Below are 24,200 nucleotides of genomic sequence, written 5' to 3'. Positions count from 1 at the left end.
TTACGCGATGATCGTCGCGACGACACCGGCGCCGACGGTACGGCCGCCTTCGCGGATGGCGAAGCGCAGGCCTTCTTCCATGGCGATCGGGGCGATCAGTTGCACGGTGATCGAGACGTTGTCACCGGGCAGGACCATTTCCTTGTCCTTGGGCAGTTCGATCGAGCCGGTCACGTCCGTCGTACGGAAGTAGAACTGCGGACGATAGCCCTGGAAGAACGGGGTGTGGCGCCCGCCTTCTTCCTTGGACAGGATGTACACCTCGGCCGTGAAGTTCGTGTGCGGCTTGATCGAACCGGGCTTGCACAGCACCTGGCCGCGCTCGACGTCTTCGCGCTTGGTGCCGCGCAGCAGGATGCCGACGTTGTCGCCCGCCTGGCCCTGGTCCAGCAGCTTGCGGAACATTTCCACGCCGGTGCAGGTGGTCTTGACCGTGGGCTTGATGCCGACGATTTCGATTTCCTCGCCGACCTTGACCACGCCGCGCTCGATACGCCCGGTCACCACGGTGCCGCGGCCCGAGATCGAGAACACGTCTTCGACGGGCATCAGGAACGTGCCGTCCACGGCGCGCTCGGGCGTCGGGATGTACGTGTCCAGGGCTTCGGCCAGTTGCATGATCGCTTGCTTGCCCAGCGGGCCTTCGTCGCCTTCGAGCGCCAGACGGGCCGAACCCTTGACGATCGGGGTGTCGTCGCCCGGAAAGTCGTACTTGGACAGCAGCTCGCGAACTTCCATCTCGACCAGCTCGAGCAGCTCTTCGTCGTCGACCAGGTCAGCCTTGTTCAGAAACACGATGATGTACGGAACACCCACCTGGCGCGAGAGCAGGATGTGCTCGCGCGTCTGCGGCATCGGGCCGTCAGCGGCCGACACCACCAGGATCGCGCCGTCCATCTGCGCGGCGCCCGTGATCATGTTCTTGACGTAGTCAGCGTGGCCCGGGCAGTCGACGTGGGCGTAGTGACGGTTCTGCGTTTCGTACTCGACGTGCGCGGTGTTGATCGTGATGCCGCGCGCCTTTTCTTCGGGCGCCGCGTCGATCTGGTCGTAGCCCTTGGCTTCGCCGCCGAATGCCTTCGACAGAACCGTCGTGATCGCTGCCGTCAACGTGGTCTTGCCGTGATCGACGTGACCGATCGTGCCGACGTTCACGTGCGGCTTGGTACGTTCAAACTTGCCTTTTGCCATGATTCTTCCTTCAGGATTCGAAATCTCGAAAATCGTTGGTTCGCGCGTGGCAGGGGTGTTGCCGCCCGCCCGCTGCGCCTTGCTCGGCATGCCACCGGCATCGCGCCGGGGCACGCCGATCCCACGAACACCGGAGCCAGGCTCCGGCGCTCGGGACGGGTCCTACTTGGTGCGTGCGGTGATGATCGCGTCGGCGACGTTCTTCGGCGCTTCGGCGTACTGCTTGAACTCCATCGTGTACGTCGCACGGCCTTGCGTCATCGAACGCAGTTGGGTGGCATAGCCGAACATTTCCGACAGCGGGACTTCGGCCTTGATGGTCTTGCCGCCGCCCACGATGTCGTCCATGCCCTGGACCATGCCGCGCCGCGAGGACAGATCGCCCATCACGGTACCGGCGTAGTCTTCCGGCGTTTCCACTTCGACGGCCATCATCGGCTCGAGCAGGACGGGGTTCGCCTTGCGCATGCCATCCTTGAACGCCATCGAACCGGCCATCTTGAACGCGTTTTCGTTCGAGTCCACGTCGTGGTACGAACCGAAGAACAGCGTGACCTTCACGTCGACCACCGGGTAGCCCGCCAGCACGCCGGAACCCAGCGTGTCGCGGATGCCCTTCTCGACCGCGGGGATGTATTCGCGAGGAACCACACCGCCCTTGATCGCGTCGACGAATTCGAAGCCTTCGCCACCCGGCTCGAGCGGCTCGAGCTTGATGACCACGTGGCCGTACTGGCCGCGGCCGCCCGACTGCTTGACGAACTTGCCTTCGACTTCGTCGACCGTCTTGCGGATGGTTTCGCGGTAGGCCACCTGCGGCTTGCCGACGTTGGCTTCCACGTTGAACTCGCGCTTCATGCGGTCAACGAGGATTTCCAGGTGCAGCTCGCCCATGCCGGAGATGATGGTCTGGCCGGATTCTTCGTCGCTGCGCACGCGGAACGACGGATCTTCCTGGGCCAGGCGCGACAGCGCGATGCCCATCTTTTCCTGGTCGGCCTTGGACTTGGGTTCGACGGCCTGCGAGATCACGGGCTCGGGGAACTCCATGCGCTCCAGGGTGATGTGGGAATCCGCGTCGCACAGCGTCTCGCCGGTCGTGACGTCCTTCAGGCCCACCACCGCGGCGATGTCGCCCGCCAGAACTTCCTTGATTTCCTCGCGGTTGTTGGCGTGCATCTGCAAGATGCGGCCGATGCGCTCCTTCTTGCCCTTGACCGGGTTGTACACCGTGTCGCCGGAGTTCAGCACACCGGAGTACACACGCACGAAGGTCAATTGGCCGACGAACGGATCGGTCATCAGCTTGAACGCCAGCGCGGAGAACTTCTCCTTGTCGTCGGCCTTGCGGGACGCGGGGTTGCCGTCATCGTCCTCGCCTTCGACCGGGGGGATGTCCACGGGCGAGGGCAGGTAGTCGATGACCGCGTCGAGCATGCGCTGCACGCCCTTGTTCTTGAAGGCGGTGCCACACAGCATCGGCTGGATCTCGCCGGCGATGGTGCGCTGGCGCAGGGCCTTGTTGATTTCCTCTTCGGTGAGCTCGCCCTCTTCGAGGTACTTGTTCATCAGCTCTTCGGACGACTCGGCAGCCGTTTCGACCAGCTTCTCGCGCCACTCGGCGGCCTGGGCCTTGAGCTCTTCAGGGATGTCGATGTAGTCGAACTTCGTACCCTGGCTGGCCTCGTCCCAGACGATCGCCTTCATCTTGACGAGGTCGACCACGCCGCGGAAGCTGTCTTCTGCGCCGATGGGGATCACGATGGGCACGGGGTTCGCGCGCAGGCGGGTCTTCAGTTGGTCATAGACCTTGAAGAAGTTCGCGCCGGTGCGGTCCATCTTGTTCACGAAGGCAAGACGGGGCACACCGTACTTGTTGGCCTGGCGCCACACGGTTTCCGACTGCGGCTGCACACCACCCACGGCGCAATAGACCATGCACGCGCCGTCGAGCACGCGCATGGAGCGCTCGACTTCGATGGTGAAGTCCACGTGCCCCGGGGTGTCGATGATGTTGATGCGGTGCTCGGGGTAGTTGCCGGCCATGCCGCGCCAGAACGCAGTGGTGGCAGCCGAGGTGATGGTGATGCCGCGCTCTTGTTCCTGCGCCATCCAGTCCATGGTGGCGGCGCCATCGTGCACCTCGCCGATCTTGTGATTGACGCCGGTGTAGAACAGGATGCGTTCGGTCGTGGTGGTCTTCCCTGCGTCGATGTGCGCAGAGATACCGATATTGCGGTATCGCTCGATCGGGGTTTTGCGGGCCATGATGTGGGTTCCTTGAGACGGTGGCGTCCCCGCGCTTGCGGGCGACGCCCGGGCATCGCCGGGCACCGGCCGCGCCGCCACGGGCGCGGCAGGCTCGCCGTCAGGCGGCGAGCCATTCTGCGGCGGTACTGCGACGCCGCTATGAAATTACCAGCGGAAGTGGCTGAAGGCCTTGTTGGCTTCGGCCATCTTGTGGGTGTCCTCGCGCTTCTTCATCGCGCCGCCGCGGCCTTCGGCCGCGTCCATGAGCTCGCCGGCCAGGCGCAGGTCCATCGACTTCTCGCCGCGCTTCTTGGCGGCTTCGCGCACCCAGCGCATGGCCAGGGCGAGGCGACGGACCGGGCGCACTTCCACGGGCACCTGGTAGTTGGCGCCACCGACGCGGCGGCTCTTGACTTCGACGAGCGGCTTGACGTTGTTGATGGCGGCGGAGAACACCTCGACCGGCTCCTTGCCGGTCTTGGTCTGGATCTGGTCGAGCGCTCCGTAGACGATACGCTCGGCGACCGCCTTCTTGCCCGAGAGCATGACGACGTTCATGAATTTCGCGAGTTCGACATTGCCGAACTTGGGATCAGGGAGAATTTCGCGTTTGGGGACTTCGCGACGACGGGGCATTTCAGCTTCCTTTGTGTCTGTTCAGTTGAACCCAGCTTCTTGCGGGGCCACGGCCGCTCATCGGAGCGACCACTTACCTACCGCCCGGCCACTCGGCCTGACGGTCGCACCACCACGTCCGGGACGGGACGCAGTCGGACAAAACGGGTCTTGGATCGGATTACTGCGGTACTGCGGACTGCGCGCGTAGCGGCGATCAGCCCTTCTTCGGACGCTTGGCGCCGTACTTGGAACGGGCTTGCTTACGGTCCTTGACGCCTTGCAGGTCAAGCGAGCCGCGCACGATGTGGTAGCGCACACCGGGAAGATCCTTCACACGACCGCCGCGCACGAGCACGACCGAGTGTTCCTGGAGGTTGTGGCCTTCGCCGCCGATGTACGAAATGACTTCGTAGCCGTTGGTCAGGCGCACCTTGGCGACCTTACGCAGCGCGGAGTTCGGCTTCTTGGGCGTCGTCGTATAGACGCGGGTGCAGACGCCACGGCGCTGCGGGCAGTTTTCGAGCGCGGGGCTCTTGCTCTTGAGCTGGGCAACGACGCGCGGTTTGCGCGCGAGCTGGCTGATAGTAGGCATGACCTGTTGTGATCCCTGTTGTCGTCGGACCTTCGGTGGTGTCTACGTCACCGAGAGGCACGCGAGAGTTTTCGATTCCGGGCGACCCACGCAAGACCGCCCCGAATGCCCGGCAGGAACTGCCGGTCGAAAGAGCGGATCAATGCCAAAAGCTGGCTCGGCGCCCGTCCCGAAGTTCGGGACCGAACGCAAAACCAGCTACACCTACTTGCGTGGCACAACCTCTTCGGGGCAAGGCGAACTGCATGGCCTGCCCGGTGGGCCCCGAAGAGGGAGAAACCTTTGAAGAAACCTTGCGAGCCAGTGTCACTTCCTCTGTGTCACTTCCTCTGCGTCACTTCCTGAGCCTGGCGAGCCTTCCCGACGGCATGAACCGAACATAGGGATAGCCGCACGAATGAACCCGAAGCAAAACTGCAGCGCGACACTAAAGCGCAAAGATTTCGTAAAGCCCCTAAGTGTAGCAGCTCTTGAAAAGGACAGTCAATCGGGATGCCGGACTACCCATCGCCGCGACCACCGAGCGGCGCCAGGCTCAGTGCGTGAAACCCTCAGCGCCGCCACAGCACATCCCCCGCTCCCGCCTCCCGGTTGAGCCAGCGCGCAAGCACGAAGAGCAGGTCCGAGAGGCGGTTCAGATACAGCCGCACGGCGTCGCCGACCGGCTCCTCGGCGGCCACGGCCACGACGTCGCGCTCGGCGCGCCGCGCAACCGCGCGTGCGACGTGGCACAGGGCGGCGGCGCGCGTGCCGCCGGGCAGGATGAACTCGGCCAGGGGCGCGAGCTGGCCGTTGTAGTGCGCGAGGCGCTCGTCCAGCCAGGCGACCCGCGCCTCGGCCAGCAGCGTATGTCCGGGAATGCTCAGCTCGCCGCCCAGGTCAAAGAGGTCGTTCTGAATGCGCGCCAGGTCGTCCGCGGCAGGTTCCGCAATCGCCTCGACGCGCAGCACGCCCAGATGGCAGTTCAACTCGTCGACGCTGCCCAGGGCGTGCACGCGCAGCGCGTCCTTGCGCACGCGCGTACCGTCGCCCAGGCTGGTGCTGCCATCGTCCCCGGTGCGGGTGGTGATCACGGAAAGCCGGTTCGGCATGAAAAATATCCTAAGAAAAGAGAGGGGCGAACGCGCAAGGCCCGGCCATCGGGGCCGGACGCCAGGATGGGCGCCCGACGGCCGCCAGCCGGCATGCACGGCGAGCGCGGCGGGCAAGCTCAGCGCCGGGCGTCGATCTGCGTATCGTGCACGATGTGCCCGGCATCCAGCGTGTTGATCTTGTCGCCCGGAATGTCCATGAGGATGCGGCTGCGGTCCGGCGGCAGCAAGGAGGTGAGATGCTGGACGGGACGGGCATCGCGGTCGTGGATCAGGCGCACCAGCTTGATGAGCGGCGTTCCCATTTCGACCTGCAGATGCTCGGCCGCGTCCGGCGTGGCCGCCTGGGCCGTGATCTCCTGGACGACGCGGCCGAAAACCGCGCCCAGATCCTGCATCAGCTCATAAAGCGGTCGTTTGCGCATCGCGGCGGTGGTGATCCGCTTGCCCACCTCGCCCGGCACCCAGGCCTCGGTGTACATGATCGGCACGCCCCCGGCCGTGCGCACGCGAAACACGTGCAATGCCGGCTCGTCCGCCGCAAGCTGCATCAGCGCGGCCATGTCGGACGGCGGCGCCACGCGCTCGGCGCTCACCACGGACACCTCGGTCTCGCTGGCGACCTCGCGCAGCGAATCCAGAAAGCTCAGGCTGGGGGTGGGCCGCACCCGCGGGGGGCCGCCGGTAATGAATGTCCCGCGGCCATGACGCCGCTCGACCAGTCCCAGTGCGGCCAGGTCCGCCAACGCTCGGCGCACGGTGATGCGCGATACGTCGAAGCGCTCGCACAGGTCTTCTTCCTTGGGCAGCGCCCCGGCGCCCGCATACACACCCCGCGCGATTTCGTCGCGCAGCACCATGAAGAGCTGGCGATGCAGCGCGGTTCCGCTGGAACGTCTGATGAGCGCGGCGTTGGAAGGCTTGGCGGAATTCATGGTGCAACAACGGCAGGGAAAACGCGTAGCAGCTTAACAGGCGCCGCCAAGCAACTGTCGGAACCATCGCATCGTTGACGCAGCTTGGTGTTGTTAATAATATAACAAGAGGACAACAAACCCGACGCCCCTGCCCATGACTACCCTCCCCCTGCGCCAGTTGCTCGCATCCCCACGCATGCTGGTCGCCCCCGGCGCCTACGACGCCATCGGCGCCAGTCTGATCGAGCAGGCCGGCTTCGGCGCCGTCTACATGACCGGCGCAGGCACCTCGGCGGCCAGCGGCTTTCCCGACTTCGGCCTACTCGGCATGAGCGAAATGGCGGAAAACGCCGCGCGCATGGCGGCCGCCGTGAAAGTCCCGCTGATCGCCGACGCCGATACCGGCTACGGCAACGAGCTGAACGTCACCCGCACGGTGCGGGTCTACGAGAGCCGCGGCGTGGCGGCACTGCACATCGAGGACCAGGAATCGCCCAAGCGCTGCGGCCACCTCGACGGCAAGCTCGTCGTCCCGCGCGCAGCGTTCATCACCAAGATCCGCGCCGCCGTGCAGGCCCGCCGCTCGCCGGATTTCGTGCTCATCGCCCGCACCGATGCGCGTGCGACGCTCGGCCTGCAGGAGGCGATATGGCGTGCGAACGCCGCCCTGGACGCCGGGGCGGACGTGGCGTTCGTGGAAGCGACGCAATCCATGGAAGAAGCCGCGGCCGTCCCCAGGCAAGTGCCGGGGCCCTGCCTGCTGAACATGGTGCAGGGAGGCAAGACCCCGCCGATCAGTGTGGAGCAGGCGGAGGCAATGGGCTACAGGCTCGCCATCGTCCCCGGCCTGATGCTGATCGCGGCCGTGCAGGCCGGCGACGCCGCCCTGGCGCACTTGCGTTCGACCGGCCTGCCACCGGACCCGGACATGACGGTCAGCGAACTGTTTCGCCGCTTCGGCGCGGACGACTGGAACGCGCTGCGCGATCGATTCAACGCGGCGTCGGAGCCGACATGAGCGCGCGCACGCTCTTCGACAAGCTCTGGGACGCGCACGTCGTGCGCGAACTCGGCGATGGATGGGCGCTGCTGCACGTCGATCGGCATCTGCTGCACGATCTGGGCGGCGGCCCGGCATTCGACGAACTGAATGCGCGCGGCCTGCGGCTGCACAGCCCCGAACTCACCTTTGCCACGCCGGACCACGCGGTCGCGAGCACGCCGGCGCGCGACGGTACGACGTTCGCGCCCGGCGCCCGCCTGTACCAGGGATTGCGCAACGGCGCGCGGGCCGCCGGCGTGCGCTTCTTCGACATCGGCCGCCCCGGCCACGGCATCGTGCACGTCATGGCGCCGGAACAGGGCATCGTGCTGCCCGGGCTTTCCGTGGTCTGCACCGACAGCCACACCTGCACCAACGGCGGCATCGGCGCGCTGGCCTTCGGCATCGGCACGTCCGAGAGCGTGCATGTGCTCGCCACCCAGACGGTCCGCCAGCAGAAACCGGCCCGGATGCGCATCCGCTGCGACGGCCGCCTCGCGCCGGGCGTGACGGCCAAGGATCTCGTCCTGTACATCATCGCCCGCCTCGGCGCCTCGATAGGCACGGGCCATGCCATCGAGTTCGCCGGCAGCGCCGTGCAGGCGCTGGACGTCGAGGAACGGCTGACCCTGTGCAATCTCGCCATCGAAATGGGCGCGCGATTCGGGCTGGTCGCACCGGACGAACGCACCATCGACTGGCTGCGCGGCCGCCCGCAAGCGCCGGCGGGCCGGCTGTTCGACGAGGCGGCAACGTACTGGCGCACGCTGGCCACCGATGCGGACGCCACATTCGATCATGAGGAGGCCATCGACGCGAGCCAGGTCGCGCCCATGGTGACCTGGGGCACCAGCCCGCAGGATGCCATCCCGGTCGGCGCGCGCATCCCCGAACCGTCCGCGCCCCCGGCCAGCGCCGCGGCGCACCACGCTGCGCTCCAATACATGGGCCTGCATGCCGGCGCGCCCATTGCCGGGACGCCGATCGACTGGGTATTCATCGGCTCCTGTGCGAACTCGCGGTTGTCGGATCTGCGCGCGGCCGCGCGCATCGTCCGTGGCCGCCACGTCGCGCCGAACGTGACGGCATGGGTCGTGCCGGGCTCCGAGGCGGTGAAACGCGCGGCCGCGGCCGAAGGCCTGGACCGCGTCTTCACGGCGGCAGGCTTTCAGTGGCGCGAGCCGAGCTGCAGCATGTGCGTGGCGGCCAACGGCGAACAGGTGCCGCCCGGCCAGCGCTGCGTCTCCACCTCGAACCGCAACTTCGTCGGCCGCCAGGGGCCGCGGGCGCGCACGCACCTGGCCAGCCCGGCCACCGCGGCTGCCTCGGCCATTGCCGGGCACATCGCCGACCCTCGGACATTCTCGACACCATGACCCCATTCACCAGGCTCCACGGCCCCGCCGCGCCGCTGATGCTGGCCAACGTCGATACCGACGTGATCATCCGCATCGAGCGGCTGGCCACGCTGGCCCGCGACCAGCTTGGCCCGTATGCGCTGGAAGCGCTGCGCTTCGACGCCGACGGCAGCGAGGCGCCCGGCTTCGTCCTGAACCAGCCGCCGTTCCGCAACGCACCGATTCTGCTCGCCGGCGAGAACTTCGGCTGCGGCTCCTCACGGGAGGCCGCCGTCTGGGCGCTCATGGACATCGGCATCCGCTGCGTGATCGCGCCGAGCTTCGGCGACATCTTCTTCAACAACTGTTTTCAGAACGGGATGCTGCCGATCAGGCTCGACGCCCCTCGATTGCAGGCACTCGCCGCGGCGGCTGCCACCGGCGCTCCGGTCGGCGTGGACCTGGCGGCGTGCGTAATCGAGCCGCCGCATGGCGAGGCGATCCCGTTCACGGTCGATGTCCAGCGGCGCGAAGGCCTGTTGCTCGGCCTTGACGACATCCAGCTCACCCTGCGCGAGCGTGCGGACATCCTGGACTGGCAGCAGCAGGACCGGCGGCTCAGGCCGTGGGCGTGGCCGGCTTCGGACCCACCTCCCGGGCCGCAGGCCTGAACAACCCCTTCCAAAACAAACCTACATAACGGAGACAAACCATGATCGCATCGATCTATCGCCGAGCGGCGACGCTGCTCACGCTCGCTTTCGGCTTCTGCGCCGCACCGGCCCTCGCACAGCCACCCTGGCAGCCGGATCGGCCCGTGACGCTGATCGTGCCCTACAGCGTCGGCGGCGGCACCGACGCCCTGGCCAGGGCCGTGGCCAAAGACCTCTCCGACGTATGGCAGCAGTCGGTGATCGTGGAGAACGTGCCCGGCGCCGACGGCATGATCGGCACACGCAAGGTGATCGGCGCCCGGCCGGACGGCTACACGCTGCTGGTCCAGATCCACGCCATCACGCTGGCCCGGCACCTGCCTGCGTCCAACGGTTTCGATCCGCTGCCGCAGTTGGAGCCCATCACGGCGTACGCCGAACTCGCGGGCGTCTTCGTCGCTACGCCCAAGCTGCCGGGCGAGACCCTTGCCGAAACGTTCCAGGGCTGCAAGACGAACGCCCGGTCGTGTTCGTTCGGCACGACCGAGAGCGTGGCCCGCCTGCAGGGCCAGATGCTGCGCGCGGACGAGGGGATGGAGAACCTGGTGGTCGTGAACTACAAGGGCGGCGGCCAACTGATCACCGACCTCGTGGCGGGCACCGTGGACATGGCCGTCATGGGCATCACCGCCGCCATGCCGCACTACAAGAGCGGCGCGCTCAAGATCCTGGCGACGCTGGGCGACAAGCGCACGTCGATCACGCCGGACGTGCCGTCCGCGGCCGAGGCGGGGTTTCCCGGCCTGGACGCGATCACCTGGTATGGCCTGTTCGCGCCCAAGGGCACGCCGCAGGCCATCGTCGAGGGTGTGGCGGCGGCAACCGCGCGCGCCGTCCAGGGCCAGACGACGCAGCAGACCTTCGCCTCCCTCGGCGCGCAGGCCATCAGCCCGTCCCCGGCGGATTTCGCCGCCCGGATCGAGGCGGAAAGCGCGCGCATGACCGAACTCGTCCAACGGTTCCCCTTCACCCAGTAGGCACACACGACCATGACCACTGCCGCCCCGCCCGCCTCCACCGCCCAACCCCGGGCAGCCTGGAGCGCCGCCGATCTGGCCCGCGATACGAGTTGGTGCATCCGGCTCGAGCCCGCCGAGACCGCCGACATGCTGCGCGCCGTCCAGACCGCCCAGGTCCCCGGCAAACCACTGCTGGCCTATGCGCGCAGCGATTTCGCCTTCTCGGGCGCCACACTGGCGCGCATCCGCCGCGGCTTCGACGAGGCCCAGCACGGGCTCGGCGTCGCCTTGCTGAAGGGTTTGCCGCGCGAGGGCCTGTCGCCGGAAGCGTTCGAACTGCTCACCTGGGGCGTGGGCCTGCACTTCGGCGTGGCGCGTCCGCAGGACAAGCAGAGCCGCTACATGAACAAGGTGATGAACGTCGGCACCGTCTATCGCAGCGCGGGCGGGCGGGGCTATTCGTCCAACGCGGAACTCGACTTCCACGTGGACGGCAGCGACCTCGTCCTGCTGAGCTGCTACAACCAGGCGCCGGTGGGCGGCGACAGCCTGTGCAGCAGCGCGATCACGGCGCTGCTGCGGCTGCGCGAAGAGCGGCCGGACCTCGCCGCGGCACTGTTCCAGCCATTGCACTACAGCCGGCAGTCGGAGCAGGCCGAGAGCCAGTCGCCCGTCATGGTGCTGCCCGTGTATGGCGAGCGCGACGGCAGGCTCTTCTGCTTCTGGAACCGCAACCGGGTGGAGCAGGCGCAGAAGCTGCCCGGCGTGCCGGCGCTCACCGCCGAGCAACGCGAGGCCACCGCGCTGCTGGACGACATCCTGCGCCGGCCCGAGGTGATGTACCGCATGCGGCTGGAGCCCGGCGACCTGCAGATCATGAGCAACCATACGGCGCTGCACTCGCGCACGGAGTTCGAGGACGACGCCGACCCCGCGCGCAAGCGCACGCTGTACCGCCTCTGGATCGCCACGCCGGACGGCCCCGCCCTGCCGCCCCTGTGGGCGGACTTCTATGGCGCGACCGAATCAGGCACGGTACGCGGCGGCATCCATGGCCATGCCTACGACGAGCACTGCGTCGCGTTCGATGCGCGCCAGGCGCGGGACATGGGCATGCGCTTCGATCCCGGCCAGCGGCCCTGAGCGCTCCCGGACCTTGTGTTCGCCGCGCGGCGGCTCACGGCAGGCCATCCGTCGGCACGCCGCGCGGCTTGCGCGGCGCGCGCCGGGCGAAGAGATCGAACACGGGCGCCGGCACCCAGCGCAGCAGCCGCCCGACGATAGCCATCTGCCAGGGCACGATGGCATAGCGCCTGCCGGCGTCGATCGCTCGCGCGGCGCGGCGGGCGAACGTGTCCGCATCCAGCAGGAACGGCATCGGAAAGGGGTTTCGATCGGTCAACGGGGTGCGCACGTAGCCCGGCAGCAAAGTGACCACCCGGATGCCGTCGGCGGCAAGCTCGTTGCGCAGGCTCTCGCAGTAGCTGATGGCCGCAGCCTTCGACGCGCAATAGCCGGCAGCGCCAGGCAGCCCGCGGATGCCGGCCACGCTCGCCATGCCGACCAGCGTGCCTCGCCGCGCTGCGCGCATGGGTGCGACGAAAGGCTCGAAAGTGGCGACCATGGCCAGCATGTTGGTGGCGAGGATGTCCTCGAACGCGGCGAAATCGTCGGGCTCCTCGGTGAGCGTGCCGCGGCTGATGCCGGCATTGGCGACGACGACGTCGACCTGCCCGCCGGCCGCCCGGAGAAAGTCCAGCGCAGCCCCGTGCAGTGCCTGCCGGTCGCGCACGTCCACCTCGTAGCAGTGGTGCCGCCCGGGCAGGGTCGCAGCGAACGCCTGCAGTGCCGGCCCGCGACGGGCCAGCAGCCCCAGCACCGCGCCGCGCGCGGCGTAGTGCCGGGCCAGCGCCTGGCCGATGCCGCTGCTGGCCCCGGTGATGAAGACGTGCATGCGCAATCCTCCCGAGGCCGGCAAGCGGGCCGGCCGCTCAGCGCGCGGAGCGGGCCTTGGCGATGAGTTCGTCGACCTTGTCGAGCGACTCCTGGTAGCCGTTGGCCAGCGCCGGCGACGTCATGTAGCGGCCATCGACCACCAGGGTGGGCACGCTCTGCAGGCTGTAGCTCTTGATGAGCTGATTGGCGCGGTTGACCTTGGTGCCGACCCCGAAGGAGTCGTACATGGCGGCGAACTTGTCCTTGTCCAGGCCTTGCTTGGCGGCCCAGTCGATCACGCGCTCGCGCGAGTTGAGCGGGTTGCGCTCGGTCTGCACGGCCGAGAAAACGGCCTGCTGCAGCTCGAGCTTGTCCAGGCCTTCGAGGGTGTAATAGAGGCGCTGCCAGGGCTCCATGGCGGCGTTGAAGGCGACCGGCACCCGCTGCAGGGCGACGTCGTCCTGCTGCTTGTCCTGCCAGGCTTCGACCAGCGGCTCCATGGCGCGGCAGTGCGGGCAGCCGTACTGGAAGAACTCGAGCACTTCGACGCGCTCGCCGGTGGCGGTGGCGTGCGGCGGGTCGATCGCCACATAACCGTCAGCCGACTGGGCGGCGCCGGCCGAGCCGGCGGCGAACGCCCCGGCAAGGGCGAATACGGACAACAGACGGCGCAGAACGGAACAATTCGACATGGGAGACATTCCTGTGGATCGGGCGGGGCTGGCCCGCGATGGTACGCGGCGACATGGCCGACGCTGCGTTGAGACACCGCCAATCGCCAAAAGTTGACCGCCGCGGCTCATTGCCGCACGACAGTGGCTTCCACCTTGTTCTCGGCCAGGCGGGCGCGGGCGCGGTTCATATCGTCCAGGCGGGCGTAGGGGCCGACCTGCACGCGATTGACCAGCACCCCATTGACCTGGGCCTGCTGCAGGCGGACATCGAAGCCGAGAAACGCCAGGCGCGCCTTGAGCGCTTCGGCGTCCTCGAGCACGCGAAAGGCGCCGACCTGCAGCACATAGCGCCCGGCAGGCGCCGCGGCCGGCGGCTTGGCATTGGCGGGCGGCGCAACCGCCGGTGGCGGGCTCGTGTTCGTATTCGTGTTCGTGTTCGCACCCGGTTTCGACAGACTGGCCAGCAGATCACCCAGTTCGTCGCGCCTGGCCGGGGTGTCGCGCTGCGACACCTGGGGCACCGGGGCGGGCGCGATGGTGATCGGGCCGCTGGGCGCGAGCCCGCCCGGCGCGTCCCTGCCGTACAGACTGCGGTTGGGGTCGGGCGCGAAGCCCGGATCGGGCAGCGAGGGGTCGGGACCGCGCGAGGCGCGATCCACGAACGGTACGGGCGACTTGGTGACGTACACGGCCACCGCGGCAGCCACCACCAGGCCCAGCAGCAGGCCCGCGATCACGCCGAACATCGTGCCGCCGCGCTGCTTGCGCAGGGAAGTGCTGCCTCGTGCTTGCTTGCTCATGTGCGTCGCTCCGGCCTGAAGGCCGGAGCATCCTCGCTACCAGTTGAAGGCGCCTGCGGCGCGGGAGCGGGCTCGCCTTGCCCGACCTGGTCCTGGCCGGCGGCATCGGCGCCCGCCTCGGCAGGCGAACGTTCGCGATCCAGCCGTTGCGGGGCGCTCACACCGAGCAGCGCCAGCCCGTTGGCCAGGACCTGCCGGGTTGCCGCCAGCAGCGACAGGCGCGCCACCTTGAGGGCTTCGTCATCGACCAGAACCCGCTCGGCATTGTAGTAGGCATGGAAGTCCGCCGCGCAGTCCTTCAGCCAGTAGGCCACATGGTGCGGGGCAAGCTCCTGGGCCGCGCTCTGGATCATCGCGGGGAACTCGGCCAGGCGCTGCATCAGGGCGAACTCGCGCGGCGCGGCGAGCAGGGCCGTGTCGGCCTGCGCCAGGGCAGCCGCGTCGCCGCCCCATTGCTGGAGGATCGAGCAGATGCGGGCGTGCGCGTACTGGATGTAATAGACCGGGTTCTCGTCGGACTGCTTGAGCGCGAGATCGACGTCGAACACGAACTCGGTGTCGGCGCGGCGCTGGATCAGGAAGAAGCGCACGGCGTCGCGCCCGACCCAGTCGACCAGGTCGCGCAGCGTCACGTAGCTGCCGGCGCGCTTGGAGATCTTGACCTCCTCGCCGCCGCGCATCACCTTGACCATCTTGTGCAGGATGTAGTCGGGGTAGCCCTTGGGGATGCCGACGTCCAGCGCCTGCAGGCCCGAACGCACGCGGGCGATGGTGCCGTGGTGATCGCTGCCCTGGATGTTGATGGCGCGCCTGAAGCCGCGCTCCCACTTGGCGACGTGGTAGGCCACGTCCGGCACGAAGTAGGTGTAGCCACCCTCCTTCTTGCGCATGACGCGGTCCTTGTCGTCGCCTTCGCCGAGTTCGGTGGTGCGCAGCCACAGCGCACCGCCCTCCTCGTAGGTGTGGCCGCTGTCGATCAGGCGCTGCACCGTCTGCTCGACGCGCCCGGACGTGTAGAGCGAGCTTTCGAGGTAGTAGTTGTCGAACTTCAGGTCGAAGGCCTGGAGGTCCAGATCCTGCTCGCGGCGCAGGTAGGCCACGGCGAAAGCGCGGATCGCTTCCAGGTCGTCCGGATCGGCCGAAGCGGTGACCGGGTCGCCGTCGCTCGCCTGCACCGTCTTGCCGGCCATGAAGTCGGCCGCGATGTCGGCGATGTACTCGCCCTTGTAGCCGTCCGCCGGGAAGGCCGCGTCGTCGGGCCCGATGCCGCGCGCGCGCGCCTGCACGCTGATCGCCAGATTGTGGATCTGGTTGCCGGCGTCGTTGTAGTAGAACTCCCGTGTGACGGCGTTGCCGGTGGCCGTGAAGAGCCGGCACAGCGCGTCGCCCAGCGCGGCCTGGCGCGCATGGCCGACGTGCAGCGGGCCGGTCGGGTTGGCCGACACGAACTCGACGATCAGCGGCTCGCCGCCCGGCTCGGCATGGCCGAAGCGCTCGCCCTGAGCGAGGATGGCGTCCACCACGGCCTGCCGCGCCGCCGGCGTGACGCGCAGGTTGATGAAGCCCGGGCCGGCGATCTCGGCCGCCGCGAGCAGCGTGCCGGTTTCGGGCGCCGCCTGCAGCGCATCGACGATCGCCTGGGCCAGTTCGCGCGGGTTGCGCTTCATCGGCTTGGCAATCTGCATGGCGATGTTGGTGGCGAAGTCGCCGTGGGCGGCGACCTTGGGCCGTTCGAGCTGGACCGTGCCCTGAGCCCCGGGCGCGGCAGTCTCCACGGCCCGCTGGATCAGTTCGATGAGTTGGGTCTGTTGAGCGGGAAGCATGGCAAGGCCGAATTCTGGTTAACCGGGCATTTTACCAGTGGGGTCGCCCGTCGGCCTTCCAACACGCTTTGTAGAAAGATAACGATTATCATTAACCTTTTCACCGATCCCATTCCACGATTTCCTCGTTCCGCGTTCCGGATGCTCCCATGCCCGACCTGAACCTCGACGCCATCGAAGGCATGTATCGCGAGCATCACGGCTGGCTGCACGAATGGCTGCGACGCCGGCTGGGCAACCGCGACCGGGCGGCCGATCTCGCCCACGATACGTTCGTGCGCATTCTCGACCGACGCGAGCGTCTCTACGTCCTGGAAGCCCGCCGGCTGCTCGCCACCGTCGCCAAGGGCCTGCTCATCGACCACTATCGGCGCGCGGCGCTCGAGCAGGCGTGGCTGGATGCGCTGGCCGTGCTGCCACCCACGCACGCACCGTCGCCAGAGGCGCGCGTCGCGGCGCTGCAGTTGCTCGCGGAGCTGGACCGCGCGCTTGCCACGATTCCGCTGCGCGCGCGCCGTACTTTCCTGATGGCCCAGCTCGAGGGTTTGGGCTACGCCGCGATCGCCGAGCGGCACGGCGTCTCCGTGCGTTCCGTACAGAACGACATGACGCTTGCCTGGCGCGCCTGCTATGCCATCGCCTGAAGCCGCAGCGCAGCCACCGGCCGCAGGCACCGCGGCCGCCGAAGCGGCGATCGCCTGGATGGTCCGGCTGCACGGCGAACCGGCAGGGTCCGGGGCGTGGCGGGCGTTCACCGCCTGGCAGGAAGCGCACCCGGAGCACGCGGCTGCCTGGCGACACCTGCAGGCATGGCAGCTTCGCCTCGCCGGCCTGCCCGCCGGTGCCGCGCAAACGGCATTGGACGCTGCCCACGCCCGTGGACACAGCGGCCGGCGCCGCCTGCTGCTCAGCCTGGGCGCGGGCAGCGCGGGGCTGGCCGCCCTGCAGGGGCTGCCGCTCGCGAGGGCCATGCTGGCCGACGTGCGCACCGGGGTCGGCGAGCGACACGAGCTGCGGCTGCCGGACGGCAGCCAACTGAGCCTGAATACCGATACCGCAGTGGACGTCGGCGGCCAGGCGGGCAGCCTGGTGGTGCGCCTGCACCGGGGCGAGATCCTGGTGCGTGCGGGTGCACTGCTGACCGTGGCGGCGAGCGAAGGCCAGGTCCGGGCGACGCCGGACGGCGAGGCCCGCATCCAACGCCTCGACCACACCCTGGCCGTCACTGCCCACCGGGATCAGGTCGCCGTCCAACCCCGCATGGCGGTCCAGACAACGCCATTGCCGACCGGCCGCTGCGTGCACATCGACGCGCAGTCCGTGTCGGCCGAGTCGCCGGCCGATTTCGACCGGGCCGCCTGGGCCGAGGGCCTGCTGGTTGCACGCGGGCGGCGGCTGGACGCCTTCCTCGCGGACCTGGCGCGTTACCGGCACGGCTACCTCGGCGTGGCCCCCGAGATCGGCGGGTTGCGGATCAGCGGCGTCTTCCCGCTCGCCGACCCGGACCGGGTGTTGGCCGCACTTGCGCGCACGCTGGCCGTGCGCCTGCAATACCGCACGCGCTACTGGGTGCGCGTACTGCCCGCCTAGCGACAGGGCCGGCGGCGCGCATTGCCGGTTTGCCGACGCCGTTCGGTAAACGGAGCATCACCCTCTACGCGAGACCCACATGAAGCTGCGCCCCACCCTGTCCATTGCCGCCGGCCTGGTCGCCGCCCTCGGCGCCTGCCTGCCGCCCGTATCCGTCCATGCGCAGACGACTGCGCGCTCCATCGCGGCCGACATCCCGCCGGGCCCGCTCGAGGCTGCGCTGACCCAGTATGCCCGCGCGGCCGGGCTGCTGCTCTCGATCGACCCTGGCCTGGTGGCCGGCAAGCACAGCCCTGGCCTGCGCGGCACGCTGCCGCCGGACCGCGCGCTGGCCGCGCTGCTCCAGGGCACCGGGCTGGAGGCCGTGCGTGCCGCCGATGGCGGCTACACCCTGCGTCGACTGCCCGCGAGCGGCATCGCACAGCTCTCGGCCATCGAGGTGACGGCCGCTGCGCCCGGCGACGCCACCGAGGATACCCGCGCCTATACCACCGACAGTCTGTCGTTCGGCGGCGGCGCCAGCCTGAGCGCACTGCCTCAATCGGTGTCGGTGATGACCCACCAGCGGCTGCGCGAGCAGAATCTGGACACGCTCGAAGCGGTGATGAGCCAGACGCCCGGCGTCACCCGCACCCAGGGAACGACCTTCGACTCGAGCTATTACTCGCGCGGCATGCAGATCACCAATCTGCAGATCGACGGCGGCGCGCCGATGACACTGGGCCTGGCCAACCACGCCATGCTGCAGGATTTCGCGCAGTACGACCGCGTCGAGGTGCTGCGCGGGGCCGACGCCCTGTTCGGCGGCTCGGGCGAGGCCGGCGGCACGATCAACCTGGTACGCAAGCGCCCGACATCCACCTTCGCCGCCAGCGTCGAAGCGTCGGCAGGCAGTTGGGATCACTATCGCGTGGCCGCCGACATCGGCGGGCCGATCGCCTACGACGGCAAGATCCGTGCGCGCCTGGTCGCCGCCCACACCGATCGCCACTTCTTCTACGATGTCGTGCAGCAGCGCAACACCACGCTCTACGGCATCCTGGAGGCCGACCTCGGTCCGCGCACCGTCCTAGCGCTCGGCGGCACCGTGAGCCGCATGCAGGGCACGCCATGGTTCATGGGCCTGCCCCGATACCTGGACGGCAGCGATCTCGGGTTGCCGCGCAGCACCAGCCTCACCACGCGCTGGAGCCACCATGCCCACGACACCGACGAAGGCTTCCTGCGCCTGGACCACCAGTTCAACGACGACTGGAGCGTGCACCTGAGCGCCACGCACAACCGTCAGACCAAGGACTACACCTACGCCCGCGCCAACGGCGGCATCGATCCGGTCACGCAGCAGGGGCAGGTGTCATGGTTCCGCACCTACTTCGAGCCCGAGCAGACCGTCGCCGATGCGCACCTGCAAGGTGCTTTCGAGATGTTCGGCCGCCGCCACGAAGTGCGCGTGGGCGCCGCATGGCAGAACACCAAGGGCAACTTCGCCAATGCCTCGGGCGCGATGCAGACGTACACGCTCGGCGCCTTCGACCCTGACGGCTATTGGGACCCGACCAGCCTGGTAACCCAGAACGCCGCCTGGGGGCAGCGCCAGTCGGGCATCTACGGTTCACTGCGCCTGCAGCTCACCGACCCGATGGCCCTCACCCTGGGCGCACGGGTGAGCCGCTACCGTTTCGAGCAACTCGACGCCAGCGGCAGCGGCACCACGTACGAAGAAAACGGCATCTTCACACCTTTTGCCGGACTGAGCTACGACCTGTCGCCGGCATGGACGGCCTACGGCAGCATTGCCGAAACCTACAAGTCGCAGGCCAACCGCCTGGCGGGGCCGCTGCCCGGCAACTCGCTGGACCCGGTCACCGGCCGCAACTACGAAGTCGGCCTGAAGGGCAGCCATGCCGGCGGCCGCTACGCCAGCGCCATTGCCTTGTACCGGATCGAGCGCAGCGGCGAAGCCGTCCTCGACCCGGACTACCCGTCCAACACCACCGACGCGAGCGGCGGAACGTGCTGCTACCTGCCCCTGGGCGACGTGGTGAGCCAGGGCGTGGACCTCGAACTCACCGGCGAACTGCTGCCCGGCTGGCAGTTCATCGCGGGCTACACCTACAACAGCAACCAGAACAAGGAGGCCGATTCGGTGCGCTACAGCACGGTGACGCCGCGCCACCTGCTCAAACTGTGGACCATGGTGCAGTTGCCCCGCGCGGCATCGGCGTGGCGGGTGGGCGGCGGCGTCAACGTGCAGAGCGCGATCTACGTCAGCGGCACCGCCAGGACCTATCAGCCGGCGACCGGCCAGTACGACGGGCCGAGCATACCGTTCTCCTTCAGTCAGGGTGGTTACGCCGTCTGGGGCGCACGCGTCGAATACCGTGTCGATCGGAACTGGACGGCCGCGCTCAACGTCGACAACATCTTCGACAAGCGCTACTACCAGACGGTCGGGCCGGTCGGATACTGGAACTGGTACGGCGAACCGCGCAGTTTCATGCTCAGCCTGCGCGGCACCTTCTGAGGCGACGCGGGCAGGCGGGTGAGCATGCGGCCCACCGAGGCGGCTTTGGCGGGCGGCATGCGCTCAACGCTGCGCGAGCCAGGCGGCGTAATCGGGCAGGCTCACGACGCCGGCCGCCTCGTCGGACGAGGACAGCCAGGCGTGGGCACGCTGGATGAAGGCCTCCGTACGGCGCCGCTCCTGCACACCGTAACGGGCGTGGCCACGCTGGTGCTCGGCGAGCACGCTGCCGTCGGCCGCCAGCACGGCGCGGTCCGGATACAGCAGCCCGGGCAGCGCACTGTTCGCAGCGCCGCCGGCATCCCCCCACACGCCGTCGACCAGGGCCTGGTTGCTGCGCTCGAGGGCATTGCGGAAATCGTGCAGCACCGGGTCGCTGACGGTTTGCTGCACAAGCGAGAGCCCGCGCAGGCTGACGCCGGCGCGCGCGGCCATGTCCGTCATCCATTGCAGCGCGACATCGGACAGGTCGTGGCGCTCGGTGCCATCCGCCTCGGTCCAGCCCAACCCGCCGCCGATGTCGGCGTGCGCGCCGACGAAGGGCAGCTCGACGACATTGAGCGGCAACACGCCGTTGGCGTCGGCCAGCGAGAGCAGCGGAAACAGCCGGCGCTGCTCGTGCAGCGCGACGGCGTGGGCCACGGCCGACCAGGCCGGCGACACGCGGAAATCGAACAGATCGTTGGCGGAGCCGAACAGGCCGAACTGGGCCACGCTGTCGAAAAGGCCGACGAAGCGCAGGTCCACGCATCCGGTCACGGCGCCGATGCCGTCCTGCCATTCCCAGAAGCGTCGCTCGCGCACCATCCCGGCCACCATGTTTGAAAAATGCCGCGCCAGCGCCGCCCCGCGCGAATAGCCGATGAGGTCGATCGGCGTGGGCTCCTGCGCGCCCGCCGCCTCCTGCAGCCGCGCGATCAGGTGCGCCCACTGCGCATCGAGGATGCGTTGCGCCGTCAGCGCGAAAGCCGCATCCGCCGCGCCCTGCGGACCCGGCCCGCCCGGGCCGGCCGCGTAGTGCACCGCGCTGCCCGGCGCGGCCTGCGGGTCACCTTCGTAAAGCTCGGCGAACTGGTGCACGTTGGCATGGGTCAGCGCGTCGTTGCTGGTCCCGTCGAACGCCAGCAGCACCAGCCCGGCGGGGTCGGCATAGCGCCGGGGCTGCTGCGCGGCGTAGCCGAAGGCGGAGGTGCGCAATGCCACGCCGGGCGGCAGGGCGTGGGCGTGAAGTGCAGGCGGACCGAAGGGGTCGGGTTCCAGGTACTGGCCGCGACCGGGCTCGTAGGTGCGCTGGTAGTTGTCGTGCCAGCCGGTGAGCGGATCGACCACCTGCCCGGGCAGGCGCAGCAGCGGCATCAACCGCGGCTCGCCTGCCATCCCGGTCAGTTCGCCGAACGGCGAGTACGTCCCTTCCCAGCGCACGGCGCCCTGCCCGTCGGTGACGGCACGCGGCAGACCGATGGCATCCGCATGCAGGAAGTAGAGCGTGGGCGCTCTGCCCGTGTAATCGATCATGGCCACCGGCACCGCGCCTGCGTGCAGGTAGCGCCGCCATGGGCGGGCCTGCCCTTGGCCACCGCGCCATACGGCCGCCAGGCGCTGCCCTTCGTACACGAACTCCCAGGTACCGGCCGTCGCGTCGTTGCCGTAGGTGGCGGACACGCGCTCGCCGTACGCATTGTGGCGATAGCGCGCCACGCGTTCGCCCCGGCTGACCTGCGCCAGGCGGCGCAGGCCGCTGTATTGCAGCCGCCACCCGTCCACATGGCGCGGCAAGCCGCTGGCGTCCCGCTCGCGGATCTCGCCGGGTCCGGCCCGGCCACCATCGGCCTGCCAGGCGAGACCGGCCTCGCCATGCGAAACGCCGGGCCCCTCGACACGCGCCAACCGCCCCTGTTCGTCATAGCCATAGCGCCAGTGCTCCGCAGGCAGGCCGTGGCTGCGCAGCACCTCGCCGGCGATCCTGCCCGCCGCATCGAAGACGAGCTGTTGCGCCCAGACGGGCCGCGCGCGCTGCGTGCGCCTGCCGACGCGGCCGTGTGCGAGCCCGGCCAGCCGTCCATGCCGGAACCACGGCACCAGGCGCACCCCGTTGCCATAGCGATAGCCGGCTTCGCCGGGGGCAGCGTCGATCACCTCGCGCCGCGCCCCGTCGGCATCCTCCCAGACGATGGCCGCCAGCCGCCCATCGGCACGCCAGCGATAGTGCAGCGCGCCGCCTTCCGCCAGGTCATGGCGCACCAGACGGCCCTGGTCGTCGTGCATATAGCGATCCACCGCGGACCACCGTTCGGGGCCGTCGGCCGGGCGCCGGCGCTCGCGCACGCTGAGCCGGCCCTGGGCGTCGTATTGCCGCCGCTCCCGTTCCTCCGCCTGCCGGATTTCCACGGCCTGCCCCTCTTGCCAGGCCACGTCCACCTGCACACCCTCGGCCGCCAAACCGAGCAGACGCCCCTGGGTATCGCGCCGATACGTCCAGGCCCGACCATCCGCGAAATGCCGGGCGAGCACCGCGCCCGACGCCGCAAGCTCGTGACGCTCCCGGCCGGACGCGGCGGACGACCAGGCCAGCACGGCGCCGAAGTCGTCGCGTTCCACACGCAGGCCTGGCCAACCGGCGGCCGAATCCGGCGCCGCTGCGGGCCAGCCGACGAGCGCATCCGCTTCGGCTGCATCTGCCGGCGCCCGCGCCCCGGCCAGGCGGAACCCACCCGCCTGCCAGATCCAGTTCAGCGTCCAGGCGCGCGCCAGCCGCTGCGGCGCCGGCGTCGCGGGCCGCCATCCCGTCTCTATGATCGCAACCGGCAAGCGCACCGCAGTCTCGCCGTCGGCCACGGTGTCCCAGACCAGGCGCAGCCGGCGGGAGCGTCCCGCCAGCACGCTCGGCCGCTGGACTTCGAGCAGCCTGCCCTCCTCGTCGTGCACGAGCGTCGCGGCCCCGGCCACCGGGAGGGCTGCCCCCCGGCTCGCGCCCGACGCCAGGGGCGGGCAACCAACGCAGCCGTCGCCCTCGGCGGCCACCACCACGTAGCGACTGCCCTGGGGCGCGAGCACGAAGCGGGTGCGGCCACCCGCGTCGTCGCTCACGCGCGTGATCCGCTCGCCATGCCCACCCTCTTCATACTGAAAGCGCAGGCGCCCGCGCGCGCCGATGCCCAGGTCGCTCGCCACGACCCGGGTGGCATCGTCGTACTGCCACGCCCCTAGCTGCGTGCGCCCCCCGTCGGGCCGGCGCACGCCGAGCGACGCGAGCGCCGCACGCAGACCGGGCGCGTAGCGATACTCCCGCCGGTGCCCGTCGGGAAAGCGCACATCGACGAGCCGGCCGGCGTCGTCATAGGCATACTCGAGCACGCCGGCCGGTGTGCTGACGCGCTGTATTCTGCCTTGCGCATCGTGCTGCACCTGAAGCATGCGGCCGGCCGGATCGACGACGCGCAGCACCTGGCCATACAGCGGCTGCCCCGGCACCAGGCCGCGCTGAATGCGCAGGCGGTGGCCGGTCGGCGCGCAGATCTCCACCAGCAGGCCGCCATGGTCGAAGACGAGCGTGCGCCCGTCCGGCCAGCGCCACCGATAGCCCCCACCCGGCAGCCGAATCAGTTCGCCATGCGCGGGATCGTCCGACGCGCAGCGTTCGGCGTCGCCCGGCAGGACCCGAAAATCGATGCGGCTGCCGTCGGCCTGCACGATCTGCAACATGCCGCCTGCGCGCACGATGCGCGTGTCGTAGACATGGGCCCAGGCCGGGCCGAAGGCGCCGGCCCGCGGGTCTTGCGCGTTGTACTGCCGGCCCCACGTCAGCCCCAGCACGCCGGGCAGTGCGGGAAGATCGATCTCGCGCTGGTGCTTGTTGCCGGTAGCCAGGTGGACGGGGTTGCCGGCCCCCGCGCCCGCCCCCGGCACGGCGAGCGTGGCCGGCCCTGCCTCGCCGCAGGGCGAACCGAGCTGCGAGGGCCCGCACGAGAAATCGTCGGCGGCTTTCGCCATGAGCGGCGCGAGCCCCAGACAGGCCGCCACCACGCATACCCCGAGCCACCACCCACGCTGCCGCATCGCGCCGCCCTCATTTCGGTCCGGTCGCCATGATGGCGCGGCGGCGGACCCGGTGGCGCCCAGGTGCGATGCCGGCAGCACCTGTCAA

18 protein-coding genes and 1 pseudogene are annotated in these 24,200 nt (G+C 69.1%); 8 read left to right on the top strand and 11 right to left on the bottom strand.

Annotated elements, in window-relative coordinates:
• The 6 genes from tuf to FOZ76_RS19105 form a co-directional block, all read right to left on the bottom strand.
• Entirely contained in the window at window positions 1–1,191 is a 1,191-nt protein-coding gene (tuf, locus tag FOZ76_RS19130; RefSeq protein WP_143949884.1) for an elongation factor Tu, read from the bottom strand.
• Window positions 1,192–1,353: 162 nt separating this feature from the next.
• Window positions 1,354–3,459, bottom strand: coding sequence for an elongation factor G (gene fusA, locus FOZ76_RS19125; protein WP_143949883.1), 2,106 nt, complete (start codon window positions 3,457–3,459; stop codon window positions 1,354–1,356).
• 147 nt (window positions 3,460–3,606) lie between these two features.
• Window positions 3,607–4,077 (bottom strand): 30S ribosomal protein S7, encoded by a 471-nt coding sequence (gene rpsG, locus FOZ76_RS19120; RefSeq protein ID WP_143949882.1) that lies wholly within the window; start codon window positions 4,075–4,077, stop codon window positions 3,607–3,609.
• A gap of 196 nt (window positions 4,078–4,273) precedes the next feature.
• Complete coding sequence (gene rpsL / locus FOZ76_RS19115; RefSeq protein WP_143949881.1) at window positions 4,274–4,651, bottom strand: 30S ribosomal protein S12; 378 nt, start codon at window positions 4,649–4,651, stop codon at window positions 4,274–4,276.
• Between the two features lie 551 nt (window positions 4,652–5,202).
• On the bottom strand, window positions 5,203–5,742 hold the full coding sequence (locus tag FOZ76_RS19110) for a cob(I)yrinic acid a,c-diamide adenosyltransferase (protein ID WP_143949880.1): 540 nt from the start codon (window positions 5,740–5,742) through the stop codon (window positions 5,203–5,205).
• A 119-nt stretch (window positions 5,743–5,861) separates the two neighbouring features.
• Window positions 5,862–6,677, bottom strand: a complete 816-nt coding sequence (locus tag FOZ76_RS19105; RefSeq protein WP_143949879.1) for a GntR family transcriptional regulator — start codon at window positions 6,675–6,677, stop codon at window positions 5,862–5,864.
• A 136-nt stretch (window positions 6,678–6,813) separates the two neighbouring features.
• Here FOZ76_RS19105 and FOZ76_RS19100 point away from each other — a divergent pair, with 136 nt between their 5' ends.
• The 5 genes from FOZ76_RS19100 to FOZ76_RS19080 are packed head-to-tail and all read left to right on the top strand — an operon-like array spanning window position 6,814 to window position 11,853.
• Entirely contained in the window at window positions 6,814–7,677 is an 864-nt protein-coding gene (locus FOZ76_RS19100; protein WP_143949878.1) for an isocitrate lyase/PEP mutase family protein, read from the top strand.
• Window positions 7,674–9,077, top strand: coding sequence for a 3-isopropylmalate dehydratase large subunit (gene leuC / locus FOZ76_RS19095; protein ID WP_143949877.1), 1,404 nt, complete (start codon window positions 7,674–7,676; stop codon window positions 9,075–9,077). The genes FOZ76_RS19100 and leuC overlap by 4 nt, the downstream gene beginning before the upstream one ends.
• Window positions 9,074–9,709, top strand: a complete 636-nt coding sequence (gene leuD, locus FOZ76_RS19090; RefSeq protein ID WP_143949876.1) for a 3-isopropylmalate dehydratase small subunit — start codon at window positions 9,074–9,076, stop codon at window positions 9,707–9,709. The genes leuC and leuD overlap by 4 nt, the downstream gene beginning before the upstream one ends.
• 41 nt (window positions 9,710–9,750) lie before the next feature.
• Window positions 9,751–10,728 carry a Bug family tripartite tricarboxylate transporter substrate binding protein gene (locus FOZ76_RS19085; RefSeq protein ID WP_143949875.1) on the top strand — a complete coding sequence of 326 codons (978 nt, stop codon included), beginning with the start codon at window positions 9,751–9,753 and terminating at the stop codon, window positions 10,726–10,728.
• Between the two features lie 12 nt (window positions 10,729–10,740).
• Window positions 10,741–11,853 (top strand): TauD/TfdA family dioxygenase, encoded by a 1,113-nt coding sequence (locus tag FOZ76_RS19080; RefSeq protein WP_143949874.1) that lies wholly within the window; start codon window positions 10,741–10,743, stop codon window positions 11,851–11,853.
• Between the two features lie 34 nt (window positions 11,854–11,887).
• Here the strand turns inward: FOZ76_RS19080 and FOZ76_RS19075 are convergent, their stop codons facing one another.
• The 4 genes and pseudogenes from FOZ76_RS19075 to argS all read right to left on the bottom strand — a co-directional run.
• On the bottom strand, window positions 11,888–12,664 hold the full coding sequence (locus tag FOZ76_RS19075; RefSeq protein WP_143949873.1) for an SDR family oxidoreductase: 777 nt from the start codon (window positions 12,662–12,664) through the stop codon (window positions 11,888–11,890).
• 37 nt (window positions 12,665–12,701) lie between these two features.
• A complete protein-coding gene (locus tag FOZ76_RS19070; RefSeq protein WP_170235538.1) occupies window positions 12,702–13,337 on the bottom strand; it encodes a thiol:disulfide interchange protein DsbA/DsbL in 636 nt (211 codons plus the stop codon).
• A gap of 107 nt (window positions 13,338–13,444) precedes the next feature.
• Window positions 13,445–14,119, bottom strand: a complete 675-nt coding sequence (locus tag FOZ76_RS19065) for an SPOR domain-containing protein (RefSeq protein WP_143949871.1) — start codon at window positions 14,117–14,119, stop codon at window positions 13,445–13,447.
• A gap of 140 nt (window positions 14,120–14,259) precedes the next feature.
• A pseudogene (argS, locus tag FOZ76_RS19060) lies at window positions 14,260–15,942 on the bottom strand (arginine--tRNA ligase); the annotation flags it as partial.
• 149 nt (window positions 15,943–16,091) lie between these two features.
• On the opposite strand from argS, the gene FOZ76_RS19055 reads away from it, so the two are divergent.
• The 3 genes from FOZ76_RS19055 (at window position 16,092) to FOZ76_RS19045 (ending at window position 20,056) form a co-directional block, all read left to right on the top strand.
• Window positions 16,092–16,586, top strand: coding sequence for a sigma-70 family RNA polymerase sigma factor (locus FOZ76_RS19055; protein WP_143949869.1), 495 nt, complete (start codon window positions 16,092–16,094; stop codon window positions 16,584–16,586).
• Window positions 16,573–17,532: a DUF4880 domain-containing protein gene (locus tag FOZ76_RS19050; protein WP_143949868.1), complete on the top strand. Its 960-nt coding sequence runs from the start codon at window positions 16,573–16,575 to the stop codon at window positions 17,530–17,532. The genes FOZ76_RS19055 and FOZ76_RS19050 overlap by 14 nt, the downstream gene beginning before the upstream one ends.
• Window positions 17,533–17,611: 79 nt before the next feature.
• The gene (locus FOZ76_RS19045; RefSeq protein ID WP_143949867.1) at window positions 17,612–20,056 is read left to right on the top strand and encodes a TonB-dependent siderophore receptor; all 2,445 of its coding nucleotides are present in this window, start codon (window positions 17,612–17,614) and stop codon (window positions 20,054–20,056) included.
• Between the two features lie 63 nt (window positions 20,057–20,119).
• On the opposite strand, the gene FOZ76_RS19040 is transcribed toward FOZ76_RS19045, so the two are convergent.
• Window positions 20,120–24,046, bottom strand: coding sequence for a phospholipase effector Tle1 domain-containing protein (locus tag FOZ76_RS19040; protein ID WP_143949866.1), 3,927 nt, complete (start codon window positions 24,044–24,046; stop codon window positions 20,120–20,122).
• Window positions 24,047–24,200 lie beyond the last annotated feature (154 nt).

This window comes from Verticiella sediminum, from assembly GCF_007558815.1.
Classification (GTDB): Bacteria; Pseudomonadota; Gammaproteobacteria; order Burkholderiales; family Burkholderiaceae_B; genus Verticiella; species Verticiella sediminum.
The sequence above is the reverse complement of the archived record's forward strand: the minus strand, read 5'-3'. Positions and strand labels throughout refer to the sequence as shown.